The organism is Kitasatospora sp. NPDC033851, from assembly GCF_055576085.1.
The window spans coordinates 157,505-172,377 of the sequence record NZ_JBVIRL010000005.1 but is presented as its reverse complement, the minus strand read 5'-3'; the positions used below and the strand labels follow the sequence as shown (position 1 = coordinate 172,377).

12 protein-coding genes and 1 pseudogene are annotated in these 14,873 nt (G+C 73.0%); 9 read left to right on the top strand and 4 right to left on the bottom strand.

Annotation, left to right across the window (positions count from 1 at the left end; translation table 11 throughout):
• The first annotated feature begins 114 nt into the window (after positions 1–114).
• The 5 genes from ACZ51D_RS12485 to fahA all read left to right on the top strand — a co-directional run bounded on the left by ACZ51D_RS12485 (position 115) and on the right by fahA (position 6,438).
• Positions 115–1,581 (top strand): phosphoribosyltransferase family protein, encoded by a 1,467-nt coding sequence (locus tag ACZ51D_RS12485; RefSeq protein WP_465662186.1) that lies wholly within the window; start codon positions 115–117, stop codon positions 1,579–1,581.
• 230 nt (positions 1,582–1,811) lie between these two features.
• Positions 1,812–3,026, top strand: coding sequence for a 4-hydroxyphenylpyruvate dioxygenase (hppD, locus tag ACZ51D_RS12480; RefSeq protein ID WP_360490287.1), 1,215 nt, complete (start codon positions 1,812–1,814; stop codon positions 3,024–3,026).
• A gap of 42 nt (positions 3,027–3,068) precedes the next feature.
• Positions 3,069–4,271, top strand: coding sequence for a homogentisate 1,2-dioxygenase (locus ACZ51D_RS12475; RefSeq protein WP_360490289.1), 1,203 nt, complete (start codon positions 3,069–3,071; stop codon positions 4,269–4,271).
• Complete coding sequence (locus ACZ51D_RS12470) at positions 4,268–5,221, top strand: hypothetical protein (protein WP_465620761.1); 954 nt, start codon at positions 4,268–4,270, stop codon at positions 5,219–5,221. Before ACZ51D_RS12475 ends, ACZ51D_RS12470 begins: the two co-directional genes overlap by 4 nt.
• Positions 5,218–6,438, top strand: coding sequence for a fumarylacetoacetase (gene fahA / locus ACZ51D_RS12465; protein WP_465620763.1), 1,221 nt, complete (start codon positions 5,218–5,220; stop codon positions 6,436–6,438). The genes ACZ51D_RS12470 and fahA overlap by 4 nt, the downstream gene beginning before the upstream one ends.
• Positions 6,439–6,598: 160 nt before the next feature.
• Here the strand turns inward: fahA and ACZ51D_RS12460 are convergent.
• Positions 6,599–6,925 (bottom strand): annotated as a pseudogene (locus tag ACZ51D_RS12460) (SDR family NAD(P)-dependent oxidoreductase); the annotation flags it as partial.
• 30 nt (positions 6,926–6,955) lie between these two features.
• On the opposite strand from ACZ51D_RS12460, the gene ACZ51D_RS12455 reads away from it, so the two are divergent.
• The 3 genes from ACZ51D_RS12455 to ACZ51D_RS12445 all read left to right on the top strand — a co-directional run bounded on the left by ACZ51D_RS12455 (position 6,956) and on the right by ACZ51D_RS12445 (position 9,624).
• Positions 6,956–7,426 (top strand): TetR family transcriptional regulator C-terminal domain-containing protein, encoded by a 471-nt coding sequence (locus tag ACZ51D_RS12455; protein WP_465662185.1) that lies wholly within the window; start codon positions 6,956–6,958, stop codon positions 7,424–7,426.
• 193 nt (positions 7,427–7,619) lie between these two features.
• Positions 7,620–8,699, top strand: a complete 1,080-nt coding sequence (locus ACZ51D_RS12450) for an enoyl-CoA hydratase/isomerase family protein (protein ID WP_465620767.1) — start codon at positions 7,620–7,622, stop codon at positions 8,697–8,699.
• Between the two features lie 133 nt (positions 8,700–8,832).
• A complete protein-coding gene (locus ACZ51D_RS12445; RefSeq protein WP_465662183.1) occupies positions 8,833–9,624 on the top strand; it encodes an enoyl-CoA hydratase in 792 nt (263 codons plus the stop codon).
• 124 nt (positions 9,625–9,748) lie between these two features.
• Here the strand turns inward: ACZ51D_RS12445 and ACZ51D_RS12440 are convergent, their stop codons facing one another.
• Positions 9,749–11,620 (bottom strand): NAD-binding protein, encoded by a 1,872-nt coding sequence (locus ACZ51D_RS12440; protein ID WP_465662181.1) that lies wholly within the window; start codon positions 11,618–11,620, stop codon positions 9,749–9,751.
• 237 nt (positions 11,621–11,857) lie between these two features.
• Between ACZ51D_RS12440 and ACZ51D_RS12435 the strand changes: the two genes are divergently transcribed.
• Positions 11,858–12,457, top strand: a complete 600-nt coding sequence (locus tag ACZ51D_RS12435) for an HdeD family acid-resistance protein (RefSeq protein WP_360490301.1) — start codon at positions 11,858–11,860, stop codon at positions 12,455–12,457.
• Between the two features lie 158 nt (positions 12,458–12,615).
• Here the strand turns inward: ACZ51D_RS12435 and ACZ51D_RS12430 are convergent, their stop codons facing one another.
• Positions 12,616–13,254 carry a DUF6461 domain-containing protein gene (locus ACZ51D_RS12430; protein WP_465620772.1) on the bottom strand — a complete coding sequence of 213 codons (639 nt, stop codon included), beginning with the start codon at positions 13,252–13,254 and terminating at the stop codon, positions 12,616–12,618.
• A 79-nt stretch (positions 13,255–13,333) separates the two neighbouring features.
• Entirely contained in the window at positions 13,334–14,809 is a 1,476-nt protein-coding gene (locus tag ACZ51D_RS12425; RefSeq protein WP_465620774.1) for a CoA transferase, read from the bottom strand.
• Between the last annotated feature and the right edge of the window lie 64 nt (positions 14,810–14,873).

The window sequence follows — 14,873 nt, the reverse complement described above, 5'->3', positions numbered from 1 at the left end:
TGCACCGCCCCTCCCGGCTCGCTGCGGCACTCCCCGTCCCGCCCCGGGACGCCCCCGTCCGCCACCGCACCCGAGTCGCCGGGAACGACGTACGGTGGAACCGGAGGCCGTGTCATGCACGTCACCGGAACCCACTTCACCCACTTCGCCGACCGCACCGACGCGGGTCGGCGGCTGGCCGCGCGCCTCGCTCACTTCGGCGGCCCCGAGACCGTCGTCGTGGCGCTGCCGAGGGGCGGGGTGCCGGTGGCCGCCGTGGTGGCCCTGGCGCTCGGAGCGCCGCTGGACATCTGTGTGATCCGCAAGCTCGGGGTGCCCTACCAGCCCGAGCTGGGCATGGGGGCGATCGGCGAGGACGGCGTCCGGGTGCTGAACGAGCAGGTCATCCGGCTCGCCTCGGTCACCGACGACCAGCTGGCCGCGGTGGAGCGGCGCGAGCGCACCGAGTTGGAGCGCCGGGCCCGCCGCTACCGGGGCGACCGTCCGCCCGCGGACGTGCGGGGGCGGACGGTGGTCGTGGTGGACGACGGCATCGCCACCGGGTCCACCGCCCGGGCGGCCTGCCGGATCGTCCGGGCGCGCGGCGCGGCCCGGGTGGTGCTCGCGGTGCCGGTGGCGCCCCGGGACTGGACGGACCGTCTCGAGGAGGTCGCCGACGAGCTGGTCTGCGTCGACACGCCGTCCCCGTTCTTCGCGATCGGCGAGTTCTACGCCGACTTCTCGCAGACCGAGGACGAGGAGGTGCTGCGACTGCTCGCCGAGGCCCGGAGCCGAGAACGAGACCGGGGGCAGGAGCAGGAGCAGGACCGGGACCGCGACGCCCCGCCCGCCGTCGGCGTGGACCGCGAGCTGGTCCTGCCCGCCGGCGGGGTCCGCCTCGCGGGCCGACTGACCGTCCCGGTCGGCGCGCGCGGTGTCGTGGTCTTCGCGCACGGCAGCGGCAGCGGCCGGCACAGCCCGCGCAACCGGTACGTCGCCGAGTTCCTGAACCGCGCCGGGCTGGCCACGCTGCTGTTCGACCTGCTCACCGAGGCCGAGGAGCCGGACCGCCACAACGTCTTCGACGTGGGGCTGCTGGGCTCCCGCCTGACCGCCGTCGCCCGGCAGCTGCACACCGAGGACGGCCCCGCATCCGGGTCCCGCACCCCGTCCGAGAGCAGTGCCGCACCCGAGAGCGGCGCCGTGCCCGAGACCCGGGGCCTGCCGCTGGGCCTGTTCGGCGCCAGCACCGGCGCCGCCGCCGCGCTGCACACCGCCGCCGAGCTGGGCCGGGTCGTGCGCGCCGTGGTCTCCCGGGGCGGCCGCCCGGACCTCGCCAGCGCCGAGGTCCTGGGCCGGGTGAGCGCCCCGACGCTGCTCGTCGTCGGCTCCCTGGACACCACGGTGCTCGACCTCAACCGGCAGGCCGGACGCCGACTGCGCTGCGAGAGTGAACTGGCGGTGGTGCCGCGCGCGACCCACCTGTTCGAGGAGCCCGGGACCCTCGACGAGGTCGCTGAGCTGGCCCGGGACTGGTTCCTGCGCCACCTCCGCGGGTCCGAGCCCGGGGCCGAGCCCGGGGCCGGGGCCGAGAACCCGTGAACACCGATTGCGCAGACTTCGCGCATCACCCCGGATCGGCAGCACATTTTGCGCAGTGCGAGACGGGAAATCCTGGCCAGCTTGTACACATTGAGCAGTGAAAAACCGACCTGTTGCCCAACCACCCCGACAGGAGCAAGCTCTCCGCAACCGCACCGCCCACCCATCCGCGGTGCGGCCGCGATCCAGCGGGAGCCTCAAAGCCGAGGCCCGAAGTGGAGGAACGAGCGATGACCACGCAGTCCCACGCCCTTGAGCTGACCCCCGAGGAGCGCGAGGCCGGTCTTGACGCCGACCAGCTGCGCCGCCTCGTCGGCCTCGTCGAGCACGACCAGGCCGCCGATCCGTTCCCCGTCACGGCCCAGGACGCGGTCGTCTTCGTGGTCGGCAACGCCACCCAGACGGCCCAGTTCTACCAGGTCGTGTTCGGCATGGAGCTGGTCGCCTACTCCGGCCCGGAGACCGGCCGCCGCGACCGCAAGGCGTACGTACTGCGCTCCGGCTCGTGCCGCTTCGTGATCAAGGGCGGTGTCCAGCCGGGCAGCCCGCTGCTGGACCACCACCGCCGCCACGGCGACGGCGTCGTCGACCTCGCCCTGGAGGTCCCGGACGTCGACAAGTGCATCGAGCACGCCCGCGCGTCCGGTGCCACCGTCCTCGAGGAGCCGAACGACGTCTCGGACGAGAACGGCACCGTGCGCCGCGCGGCCATCGCCACCTACGGCGAGACCCGCCACACCCTGATCGACCGCTCCCGCTACCACGGCCCGTACCTGCCGGGCTACGTCGTCGCGGAGAGCAAGGTGAAGCACCCGGAGGGCTCGCCCAAGCGCCTCTTCCAGGCCCTCGACCACGCCGTCGGCAACGTCGAGCTGGGCCGGATGGACGAGTGGGTGTCGTTCTACAACCGCGTCATGGGCTTCGTGAACATGGCCGAGTTCGTCGGCGACGACATCGCCACCGAGTACTCCGCGCTGATGTCCAAGGTCGTCGCCAGCGGCAACCACCGGGTGAAGTTCCCGCTGAACGAGCCGGCCATCGCCAAGAAGAAGTCCCAGATCGACGAGTACCTCGAGTTCTACACCGGCCCCGGCTGCCAGCACATGGCGCTCGCCACCAACGACATCCTCACCACCGTGGACGTGCTGCGGGCGCGCGGCGTGGAGTTCCTCAACACGCCGGACGCCTACTACGACGACCCGGAGCTGCGCGAGCGGATCGGCAAGGTCCGCGTGCCGATCGAGGAGCTGAAGAAGCGCGGCATCCTGGTCGACCGCGACGAGGACGGCTACCTGCTGCAGATCTTCACCAAGCCGATCGGCGACCGCCCGACCGTCTTCTACGAGTTCATCGAGCGGCACGGTTCGCTGGGCTTCGGCAAGGGCAACTTCAAGGCGCTCTTCGAGTCCATCGAGCGCGAGCAGGACCGCCGCGGCAACCTGTGAGCGTCGGAGAGCTCTGACGACCGGTCGAGGAGGACCACGGAGATGGCGTACTACCGGCAGCTTGGCAGCATCCCGCCCAAGCGGCACACCCAGCACCGCACCCCCGAAGGGGGGCTCTACTACGAGGAGTTGATGGGCGAGGAGGGGTTCTCCTCGGACTCCTCGCTGCTCTACCACCGGGGCATCCCCTCGGCGGTGGTCAACGCGGTGCCCTGGGAGCTGCCGGACCAGTCCACGGTGCCCAACCACCCGCTGCTCCCCCGCCACCTCAAGCTGCACGAGCTGTTCGCGGGCCAGGAGTGGAAGTCCGCGGACGTCGTCGGCAGCCGTCGGCTGGTCCTCGGCAACGGCGACGTGCGGATCTCGTACGTCGCCGCCGGGGCCCCCAGCGAGCTGTACCGCAACGGGCTCGGCGACGAGTGCGTGTACGTGGAGTCCGGCTCCGGCACGGTCGAGACGGTGTTCGGCTCGATCGAGGTCGGCCAGGGCGACTACGTGATCATCCCGCGCGCCACCACCCACCGCTGGGTGCCGGCCGGCGACGAGCCGCTGCGCGCGTACTGCATCGAGGCGAACAGCCACATCACCCCGGTCAAGCGGTACCTGTCCAAGTACGGGCAGCTGCTCGAGCACGCGCCGTACTGCGAGCGGGACTTCCGCGGGCCGGTCGGCCCGCTGCTGGCGGACGCCCCCGGGGACGTCGACGTACTGGTCAAGCACCGTGGGCCGAACGGGATTTCGGGCACCCGCTACACCGTGCCGCACCACCCCTTCGACGTGGTCGGCTGGGACGGCTGCCTGTACCCGTACGCCTTCAACATCAGCGACTTCGAGCCGATCACCGGGCGGATCCACCAGCCGCCGCCGGCTCACCAGGTGTTCGAGGGCAACAACTTCGTGATCTGCAACTTCGTCCCGCGCAAGGTGGACTACCACCCGCTGTCGATCCCGGTGCCCTACTACCACGCCAACGTGGACAGCGACGAGGTCATGTTCTACTGCGGGGGCGACTACGCGGCCCGCAAGGGCTCGGGCATCGGCCAGGGCTCGATCTCGCTGCACCCCGGCGGGCACACCCACGGGCCGCAGCCGGGCGCCTACGAGCGCAGCATCGGCGCGGAGTTCTTCGACGAGCTCGCGGTCATGGTGGACACCTTCCGCCCGCTGGAGCTCGGCGAGGGCGGCCGGGCCGGCGAGGACCCCAACTACGCCTGGACCTGGTCCGGTCGGGGGCCCGGTCGATGAGCGCGCTGCCTTCGGGGGGCGTCATCCCCGAGCTGTTCCACGGACTCTTCGACGACGCGGCGGTGTTTCCCCCGGGGAACCTGCCGCTCGTCGAGGCGGTGCCCGCGCATCGCGCCCACCGCGCGGCCTGGTACGCCGAGGCGGTCGGCCCGCTCCTCTGCGGGGCGGGCCGGCTGGGCGAGTTGGCCGAGGCGGTGGCGTCCGACCCGGCGGGGGCGTCAGACGCAGCGGTGGCGTCCGACTCGGCCGGGGCTTCCGACACGGCGAGGGCGGGCGGCTCGGCAAGGGCGGGCGGCGCGCCGCTCAGGGTCGGGCTGGTGCTGCCGGGGGGCAGCGCGGAGCTCGCCCAGGCGCTCGCCGCCGCCGCGCCGTTCGAACTGGCCGGCGTCGAACTGGCCACCCGGGACGCCGCCGAGGCGGTCGCCGAGTTGGACCGGCTGCTACCGCCGCACGTCCCGGCCGCCGTCGAGCTGCCGCGCGAACTCCTGCACGGGGACGAGCTGGACGCCGTCCTGGACGTGCTGGTCGACAGCCCGTACCGGGCGAAGTTCCGCACCGGCGGACTGGTCGCCGAAGCGTTCCCGGACGAGGCGGAGCTGGCCGCCTTCCTCACCGGCTGCGCGCGGCGCGGACTGCCGTACAAGTGCACCGCCGGGCTGCACAACGCCGTCCGGCACACCGACCCGGAGACCGGCTTCGAGCACCACGGCTTTCTGAACGTCCTGCTGGCCGCGCAGGAGACCGACCGGGCCGCGGCCGCGGCGGTGCTGGCGGAGCGCGACGGCGAGGTCCTGGCCAAGGCGGTACGTGCACTGACGGATCGTCAGGTTACGGTGATCCGCAACTCGTTCACCGCGTTCGGCACCTGCAGCATCGCCGAACCCCTGGGCGACCTGGCCGCGCTCGGCCTGCTGTCGTCGCCCATTCCACCGCACCAGGAGGACCGTTGACCACCCCCCGCAGCTGGCTCGCCGGCGCCCAGGACTCGCCGTTCGGCCTGCACAACCTGCCGTACGGCGTCTTCACCGCCGCCGACCAGCCCGGCCGGCGCCGGATCGGCGTGCGCGTCGGGGACTTCGTGCTGGACGCCGGGGCGGCCGCCCGCGCCGCCGGTGCGCCGTCCGTGCTGCTGGACGCCGACTCGCTCAACCCGCTGATGGCGGCCGGGCGTCCGGTCTGGACCCGGGTGCGGGCGGACCTCACCACGTGGCTCACGGACGAGTCCTTCCGCGAGGCGCTGTCGCCGTCGCTGCTGCCGGTCGACGAGGTCGAGCTGCACCTGCCGTTCGAGGTCGCCGACTACGTCGACTTCTACGCCTCCGAACACCACGCCACCAACCTGGGCCGGATCTTCCGCCCGGGTTCGGAGCCGCTCACGCCGAACTGGAAGCACCTGCCGATCGGTTACCACGGGCGGGCGGGCACGGTCGTCGTCTCCGGCACGCCGGTAGTGCGGCCGCACGGGCAGCGCAAGGCGCCCGCCGACCCCGCGCCGAGCTTCGGGCCGACGCGCCGGCTGGACATCGAGGCCGAGGTCGGCTTTGTCGTCGGCACGCCGTCAGAGCTCGGCAAGCCGGTCGTGCTGGACGACTTCCGCGAGCACGTGTTCGGCGTCTGCCTGCTCAACGACTGGTCGGCGCGCGACATCCAGGCCTGGGAGTACGTGCCGCTCGGCCCGTTCCTCGGCAAGTCCTTCGCCACCTCGATCTCGCCGTGGATCGTCCCGCTGGACGCACTGCAGCACGCCCGGGTCACGCCGCCGGAGCGCGACGTCGAGCCGCTGGCGTACCTGGACGACCGGGGCGGCGAGCCGTGGGGCCTGGACCTGGCGATGGAGGTCCGGCTGAACGGGCACCTGGTCTCCCGCCCGCCGTTCGCCACCATGTACTGGACGGCGCAGCAGCAGCTCACCCACATGACCGTCAACGGCGCCTCGCTGCGCACCGGCGACCTGTTCGCCTCAGGGACGGTCAGCGGGCCGGAGGCGGACACCCGGGGCGCGCTGATCGAGCTGACCTGGAACGGCGAGGAGCCGCTGAAGCTCCCGGACGGCACGACCCGGACGTTCCTGGAGGACGGCGACGAGGTCACCATCACCGCCACCGCGCCCGGCCCGCACGGGATCGCGGTCGGGTTCGGCGAGGTGACCGGGCGGGTGCGGGGGTAGCGGCGGGCGCCCTCCCCGGCAGGGATCGGGCGACAGATGACACGTAACGGATGACAGACAACGGATGACAGCTGACAGATTTCATCATCTGTCAGCTGTCATCCGTTTCCGGACCCGCTTCCGTCCCCGCGCCCGCTTCCGTCCTCGCGCCCGCTTCCGCCTACAGTCCCGCGCCGCCGGTGGCGTCGATGACCCGGCCGGTCACCCAGCGCGCGCCGTCGGAAGCGAGGAAGGCGACGATGTCCGCGATGTCCTCCGGCTGCCCGACCCTGCCGAGCGCGGCCACCGAGGCCGCATGGGCCTCCGCCTCCGCGTTGCCGCGCAGCCAGCCGGCGTTGAGGTCGGTGTCCACGATGCCGGGCGCGACCGAGTTCACGGTGACCCCGCGCGGGCCGAGCTGCTTGGCGAGGTTGAGGGTGAAGGTGTCCAGGGCCCCCTTGGTCGCGCCGTAGGCGATGATCTCCGGCATCGCCAGCCGGGCGGCGCCGCCGTCGCCGACCTGACCACGGCCATGGGCATGCGCCCCGGCAGCCTGTACGCCGCGTTCGGCGACAAGCGCTCGCTGTTCGAGGAGGTGGTCCAGCAGCACGGCCACTCCCCCGTCGGCGAGTTCGCGGCCGTCGCACTGGAGGAGGAACCCACCGCCTACGGCGCCTTCGCCCGCATCCTGCGCGAGGCCGCCGCCATCTACCCCGACCCGTCCCACCCGGCAGGCTGTCTGGTGATCTCCGCCGCCACCAACGTCTCCGCGCAGGACGCCGGGATCCAGGACCGCCTGCGCGACCTGCCCAACGAGAACACGCGGGTCTTCGAGGCACGGCTGTGCCGGGCCCGGGAGGACGGCGAACTGCCGCCCGAGGCCGACCCGAAGGAACTGGCCGGCTACCTCGCCACCGTCATCCAGGGCATGTCGCAGCAGGCCCGGGACGGCGCCACCGCCGCCGAGCTGGCCCGCACCGCCGAACTCGCCCTGCGCGCCTGGCCGTGAGGGGACCGGCCCCGCACTCCCGGTCCAGTCCGGCCCAGTCCGGCCCAGTCCGGCTCAGACCAACTCGGCCCGGCCCGGTGATCACAACTCCGCACCGCCCCCGGTACGGTGGACGGCGAAGCGAACAGCGGAAGGCGGCACCCGTCGCGGGACGGCGGACGTCGACATCACCGAAGGGACGGGAGCGAGCCCGATGAGCACAGCGGTGGCGGAGGTCCAGACGTTCCTGGACAGCAGGGTCGGACGGATCGTGCTGAACCGGCCGCGGGCGCTCAACTCGCTGACCCACGACATGATCACCGCCCTTCGGGCAACGCTCGACGAGTGGGCCGCGGACGACCGGGTGCGCACCGTCGTGCTGACCGGCGCGGGCGAACGCGGCCTCTGCGCGGGCGCCGACATCCGCGCCATGCACGACGACGCGAAGACGGGCGGCGCCGGCACCCGGGCGTTCTTCCGCGACGAGTACCGGCTGAACGCGCTCATCGCCCGGTACCCGAAGCCGTTCGTCGCGGTGATGGACGGCATCACGATGGGCGGTGGCGTCGGCCTGTCCGCCCACGGCGCGATCCGGATCGTCACCGAGCGCTCCACGGTCGCGATGCCCGAGACTCGGATCGGACTCGTGCCGGACGTCGGCGGCAGCCGCCTGCTCGCCCACGCCCCGGGCGAGTTGGGCATCCACCTCGGGCTCACCTCGGCCTCGATGGGCCCGGGCGACGCGCTGCTGTGCGGGTTCGCGGACCACTACGTGCCCTCGGCGCGGATCCCGGAACTGCTCGACGCCCTCACCCGCGGCACCGACCCGGCCACCGTGCCCGACCCCACGACCGCCGACGTCAACGCCGTCGTCGCCGCGCACGCCGAGCCCGCGCCGCCCGCCGCCCTGGCCGGGCAGCGCGCCTGGATCGACGCCTGCTACGCGGCCGACACCGCCGAGGAGATCGTCGAACTCCTGCTGAACTCCGGCGAGCCGCAGGCGAAGGAGGCCGCCGAGCTGGTTGTGGCGAACTCCCCCACCGCCGTCAAGGCCACCCTGGCCGCGCTGCGCAGCGCCCGTACGCTCCCGTCCCTGGAAGCCGTGCTCGACCAGGAGTACCGCGCCTCCTGCGCCGCGCTGGACGGCCACGACCTGGTCGAAGGCATCCGCGCCCAGGTGATCGACAAGGACCGCAACCCCCGCTGGGAGCCCGCCACCCTGGCCGGGGTGACGGAGGTGGACGTCGCCCGCTTCCTCGCCCCGCGCGAGGGCGACGAGCTGGGCCTGGCCTGATCTCCGCGTCCGCACCGCCCGTGACCGGCGTCTCGCATGTCAAGACTGGCGCGAAACAGGGCGCGTCGTAGATCGTTGGGTGGTCAGGGCGCGCCCGCGCGGCGCCGAGCAGCGGACATGGGAGTCGACGGCGATGACCGAGACCGAGACCGAGACCTACGAGACGATCCTGGTCGAGCGCAAGGGCCGGGTGGGGCTGATCACGCTCAACCGGCCCAAGGCGCTCAACGCGCTGAACACCCAGCTGATGAACGAGGTGGTCGCGGCTGCCACCGCCTTCGACCGGGACCCGGAGATCGGCTGCCTGGTGATCACCGGTTCGGAGAAGGCCTTCGCGGCCGGCGCCGACATCAAGGAGATGCAGGGCAACGCCTTCCCGGACGTCTACCTGGACGACTGGCTGGGCCCGTGGGACCGGCTCGGCGCGCTGCGCAAGCCGGTGGTGGCGGCGGTGGCCGGGTTCGCGCTGGGCGGCGGCTGCGAGCTGGCGATGATGTGCGACATCCTGCTGGCGGCAGACACCGCGAAGTTCGGGCAGCCGGAGATCAAGCTCGGCGTCCTGCCCGGCATCGGCGGCTCGCAGCGGCTGACCCGGGCGGTCGGCAAGGCGAAGGCGATGGAGCTGTGCCTGACCGGCCGGATGATGGGCGCCGAGGAGGCCGAGCGAGCCGGCCTGGTCTCCCGCATCGTCCCCGCCGACCAGCTGATGGCCGAGGCCCTGGCCACCGCCGAGACCGTCGCGGCGATGTCCACCCCGGCGGCCATCATGCTCAAGGAGAGCGTCAACCGCTCCTTCGAGACCACCCTCGCCGAGGGCGTCCGCTTCGAACGCCGCCTCTTCCACGCGGTCTTCGCCACGGCGGACCAGAAGGAGGGCATGGCGGCCTTCGCCGAGAAGCGCCCGCCGTCCTTCATCAACCGCTGACGGGCGACGCCTGACGGACGGCGGACGACGGACGACGTTTGGCAGCTGACAGCTGACAGATTTCAGATGATGAAATCTGTCAGCTGAAATCTGTCGGCTGTCGGCTGTCACCTGTTGGCCGTGCTCACTCCTCCGCCCCTGCCTCCGCTTCTGCCTCCAGTTCCTCCTCCAGCGCCACCGTGTTCAGCCGGGCGAGCCCGCTGCGGGTGGCGGCGACCACGATCCGGTCGCCCGGGGAGAGCCGCCGGGTGCGGTCGGGTAGGCCCCACTGCAGCTGCGAGCCGCGGGCGAAGCGGACGGCGATCACCCGGACCCCGCCCTCGTCCTCCAGGTCGTGCCGGTTCAGGCCGATCAGCCCGCTGCCGTCCTCCACCGTCAGCTCGGCGATCAGCAGCACGTGCCGGAACACGGACAGCGTCCCGCGCACCTCGCGCCCCATCAGCGCCGCCGCGAAGGCGGGCGCGGCCAGGTAGGAGACCGACCGCGAGGCCGCGTTGTCCAGCGTCTTGTAGAAGTGCCCGGCGAAGTTGTCGTCGAACAGCCGCACCACCACCCGGACTTCGGGATTGCCGTGCCGGGCCTCCAGGGCCGCCTCCAGGTTGGTGGCGTCGTCGCCGCTGACCGCGACCAGCGCCCGGCTGTGTTTCAGCCGGGCCCGGCGCAGTTGCTCCTCGAACGGGCCGTCGCCCATCACGACCGGGATCCCGAGGGCCCGGACGGCGGCGACGCCGCGCGCCTGCGGGTCCCGTTCCATGCAGACCACCGGCACGCCCAGGTCGTGCAGCTGGGTCGCGACCCGGGTGCCGACGTTGCCGAGCCCGACGACGATCACGTGGTCCCGGGTGCCCGCCCCCGGGTTGCGTGGCTGGCCGCGCCGTCCGGATCCCAGCACCTCGACCGCGATGGCGGTGGCGACCGGCGCGAAGGTGATCCCGCAGATGGTGATCACCACCTGCGCGGACCGCTGCCAGAACCCGCCGGTGCCCGTCCCGGCGGCGATGTCGGCGAGCTGGTCGGGCTGAGCGGCGCCGGCCAGGTCGAGCAGCGAGATGTAGACGGTCCAGCCGAAGTCCCGGTTGAGGTACCAGAGCACGCCGAAGGACATCAGCACCGCGGCGAGGGCGGTGAGCAGCACCAGCCGCATCCGGGCGCTGGTGAAGAAGCGCATGGTGTCGAGCAGCCGCCAGCGCAACCGCCGCCGCCAGCCGATCGGCTCCCGGGGCTCGATCGGCAGTACCTGCAGTGCGGCGCTGCCGCCCGGCTCCTCCTCCTGTCCGGGACCAGCCGCAGGTCCGGGATCGGCTGCGGGTGCCGGTTCGCGCCGTACGCCGCCGGGGCGGATCGGCCCGTCGTCGCCGAACTCGCGGGCGAGCCGGACGAATTCGGCCGAATCGCCCTGCTGCTCGGGCAGCAGCCGGATCTTGCCGAGGTCCTGCCGGTCGATCTGGTCGGCGACCACGCAGACCCGGTCGGAGGTGATGGCATCGTCGAAGGCGATGTGCAGGTAACGTCCGTCGATCTCGACCGAGTTGGGCCGCCCGAGCGCGGCGGCGGCGAAGGCCGGGGCGGCGGTGGCCGATCCGGAGAGCGCGGTGCCGTTCTTGAGCAGCCGTTCGATGTTCTCGCCGAGCCGTTGGTTGAACATCCGGAACACGATGCGGATGTCCGGGTTGTGGTTCTGGGCGCTGAGCGCGGCGTGGATGTTCTCCTGGTCGCTTCCCTCGACCAGGGCGAGCCCACGGGCGGTGCCGATGGACACCGCGCGCAGGGCCTCGTCGGTGATGCCGGCGTACTCCACGACCGCGGCGACACCGTCGAGTTGCTCGATCTGCGGCGCGTGGTCACGGGTCCGGTCGGCGACCAGGACGACGACCGGGACCTCGTAGTGCTCGACGAGTTCCAGGATCAGTCGGTGTGCCAGCGCGTTGCCCCCGCAGACGATGTAGTGCTGGCTGATCGGCTCGACCGGAGGGGTCCCCCACCCTTCAGAAGTCATACCGCCAGATGGTATCGACAGCGAGTGTCCGGAGGATGTCGTTCCGGTGATCGGGGCGGATCCTCCGAACGGCCGTATCCGGCGCGCGGACCGGTGGCGGCGCGGAAAGGCTGGGGTTCGTCTTCTGCCCGTCAACCCGCCCAGTCCGCAAGCCCGCAAGCCCGCAAGCCCGCAAGCCCGCCCAGTCTGCCCGACCCACTCAGCCCGCAGACCATTCAGCCCGAGGAGTACGCCACCGTGGTCTCTCCGATCATCACCCCCGACGGTTCCCCGGTCCAGGGTCCGCTCGGCATGCTCGCCAAGGCCGCCTGGCAGATCCTGCTGGCCGCCGGACTCGTCTCGCTCGCCCTCGGGATCGTGGTCTTCGCCTGGCCCCAGGAGACACTGCTGGTGGTGGGCGTGCTGTTCGGTCTCTACCTGCTGGTGATCGGCGTCGTGCAGCTGGTCGCCGCGTTCGGCACCCACGCCACCACCGCGCTGCGGGTGCTGGCCTTCATCAGCGGCGCGATCTGCGTGCTGCTGGGACTGCTCTGCTTCCGCAGCGCGGTGCAGTCGCTGCTGCTGCTCGCGCTCTGGATCGGAATCGGCTGGCTCTTCCGCGGCATCACCCAGCTGGCCGCCGCGATCTCCGACCCGCTGATGCCGGCCCGCAGCTGGCAGGCCTTCGCGGGCGTGGCCAACACGCTGGCCGGCGTGCTGCTGATGGTCTGGCCGGTCGGGTCGATCACCGCGCTGGCCGTGCTGGCCGGCTGCTGGCTGGTGATCCTGGGCGTGGTCGAGATCGTGACGGCGATCCAGGTGCGCAGCCGCGCCAAGCAGCTCCCGTCCGGGGTCTGAGCAACGCAGCTCCGACCGGCGAACCCTTGCGCAGCTGGTCCCTGACCGGCTTGTCCCCGGCCGGCGAAGCCCTTGAGCAGCTGGTCCCTGACCAGCCGCTCTCCAGCAAGCGGCCCCGGAGGCCGCCGCCTCCGGCCGGAGCCGTCCCCCCGCCCCCGTTACGGGCGAGGGGCGTAGCCGAGCCGGAAGGTGGCGGCCTCCAGCCGTTCCGGGGTGAGCCGGACATCGGTCAGCCGCTCGGCCAGCGCGAACGCGGCCTCGGTGTGCAGCTCGTACCGCTCGCCGTCGAGCTGGAAGCCGCAGGCGGCCATCAGCTCGACGGTGCCCGGGGCGTCGGCGTCCGAGCCGTCCCGCTGGTCGGCGAAGAGCGGCTCGAACCGGAGCCGGCAGCCGCTCTGCTCCCACCAGTTGAAGTGGTCCTCCGCCATGGCGCCCCGGTAGTGCGAGACCAGCCGGGTGCCGTCGGTGAGGGCGGGGATGACCTCGTGCAGGCTGCCGAGGTAGCCGTACGGCTCCACCGCTAGGGCCCAGCCGTCCAGTTCGGTGACGGCGACGAGCAGCCGGTCGTCGTCCTCGCCGAGGAGGGCCTTGGCCTCCTCGTCCTCGCCGTCGTCGAAGGTCTCCCAGGCCTCGACCACCGTGTCCAGCCCGGTGACCTCGCGGCCGGGCACGGCGTCGAAGCGGCGCAGCAGTTCGTCGGCGGCGATCCCCTGGACGTGAGTGAGGCAGTAGGCCTTGCCCAGGACGGGGTAGCGCTGGTCGAACCAGGTGTAGTCGGTGGCGTGTGCGGCGGTCATGCGCAGATGCTGTCAGACGGCTCTGACAGCGACCCCGCCACCCCGGCTGAGAGCCGGCCCTGGGCAGTGCCGCCCCGGCTCAGAGCCAGGCCGGTGCGTCCGTCCCCCAACGCCCGGGCGGGCGCGACCAGTCGGCGGGCGCACCCTCGTAGCCGATCGGCGGCAGGGCGTGGCGCAGCCGCCCGTACGCGGAGTCCGTCTCGGCGAGCCACCGGGACGGGTCGTACGGCTCGGCGGTCCCACCCGGTACGGCGGCCTCCCGTTCGATGCCGTGCAGCAGCCAGGCGGCGGTGCCGGCCAGGGAGAAGCGCAGGTGGCGGCCGCCGGGGCGGCGGGTGCGCTGCTCGGTGAGGGCGCGCAGGACGGCGGCGGCGACGAGGTAGCCGGTGCCGTGGTCGAGGGCTTGGGCGGGCAGGACGCCGGGGTGGCCGTCGGGGGCGGCCTCGTGGGCGGCGATGCCGACGCCGGCCTGGACCAGGCTGTCGAAGCCGCGCCGCCCGGCCCACGGGCCGGTCCAGCCCCAGGCGCAGAGCTGGGCGACGATCAGGTCGGGGCGGCGGGCGAACAGCGCGTCGGGGGCAAGACCGTGGGCGTCCAGGGCGCCGGGGCGGTAGCCGGTGACGACGACGTCGGCGGTGGCGAGCAGTTCCTCGAAGACGGCCCGGTCGGTGGGCTCGGCGAGATCGAGGCGGGCCGAGCGCTTGCCGAAGCCGGTGTCGGCGTGGGCGTCCTCGGCCTCGGGCAGCCGGGGCGAGTCGATGCGCAGGACGTCGGCGCCGAGCAGGGCGAGGGTGCGGGTGGCGACCGGTCCGGCGATCACCCGGGTGAGGTCGAGGACCCGGACCCCGGCGGCGGGCCGGTCGACCGGGGCGTCGCCGAGCGCGCGGGCGGGCGCACCGCCGGCACCGGCGGTGGCGGTGGCACCGACTTCCCGGTACTCCACCAGGGGGTGCACGGCCGAACTCACCGGCGCGACGGCCACCGCGAGCGCCCCCGCCGCGTACGCGCGCTCCTGGACCTGCTCGGCCGGCAGTTTGCCGAGCACCTCCGCGAGCTGCTCGGGCCCGGCGTCCACGGCGAGGCCGAGGGCGGCCAGCAGCCGGGTGCGGTGGTGCGGGTAGTTGGCGTGGGTGCGCACCCAGCCGTCGGCGGTGCGCCAGAAGCCGGAGTGCGGGGCGAAGCTGACGGGCGTCCGGCCGTCGATCGTCAGGTGCCGCTCGCTGACGAAGGCGGTGGCGACCGCGCCCTGGTCCACCCGGACGGCGGGGACCGGACCGCCGCTGCGGAGGGCGGCGAGCTCGGCGGCGGCGAGCGAGCAGACGGCCACGGTGGCCCGGGCCAGGCGCCGCACCGGCAGGCCGGAGGGCAGGACGTCGTCCGGGCCGTGGAAGCGCACCCGCGCCGGCAGGTCGGCCGGTCCGCCGAGGGCCGTCCAGGCGTCGACGGTGGGACGGTCGGCGGGCTCACCCCCGGCGTTCACCGCGTTCACGGCCTTCACGCCCTTCACGGCGTTCACGGAACGGACAGGTCCTGCGGGCAGCGGACGATCAGTCATGCCCGGCATTGTGCTCCCTTTCCCGGGTGCCCGCCGTGACGCCCGCCACCAGCACCCGGCAGCG

Excerpts from the sequence above, each read along its gene's own strand:
- ACZ51D_RS12485 (WP_465662186.1), top strand. The coding sequence starts at position 115 with ATGCACGTCACCGGAACCCACTTCACCCACTTCGCCGACCGCACCGAC.
- hppD (WP_360490287.1), top strand. The coding sequence starts at position 1,812 with ATGACCACGCAGTCCCACGCCCTTGAGCTGACCCCCGAGGAGCGCGAG.
- ACZ51D_RS12475 (WP_360490289.1), top strand. The coding sequence starts at position 3,069 with ATGGCGTACTACCGGCAGCTTGGCAGCATCCCGCCCAAGCGGCACACC.
- ACZ51D_RS12470 (WP_465620761.1), top strand. The coding sequence starts at position 4,268 with ATGAGCGCGCTGCCTTCGGGGGGCGTCATCCCCGAGCTGTTCCACGGA.
- ACZ51D_RS12455 (WP_465662185.1), top strand. The coding sequence starts at position 6,956 with ATGCGCCCCGGCAGCCTGTACGCCGCGTTCGGCGACAAGCGCTCGCTG.
- ACZ51D_RS12450 (WP_465620767.1), top strand. The coding sequence starts at position 7,620 with ATGAGCACAGCGGTGGCGGAGGTCCAGACGTTCCTGGACAGCAGGGTC.
- ACZ51D_RS12445 (WP_465662183.1), top strand. The coding sequence starts at position 8,833 with ATGACCGAGACCGAGACCGAGACCTACGAGACGATCCTGGTCGAGCGC.
- ACZ51D_RS12440 (WP_465662181.1), bottom strand. The coding sequence starts at position 11,620 with ATGACTTCTGAAGGGTGGGGGACCCCTCCGGTCGAGCCGATCAGCCAG.
- ACZ51D_RS12430 (WP_465620772.1), bottom strand. The coding sequence starts at position 13,254 with ATGACCGCCGCACACGCCACCGACTACACCTGGTTCGACCAGCGCTAC.
- ACZ51D_RS12425 (WP_465620774.1), bottom strand. The coding sequence starts at position 14,809 with ATGACTGATCGTCCGCTGCCCGCAGGACCTGTCCGTTCCGTGAACGCC.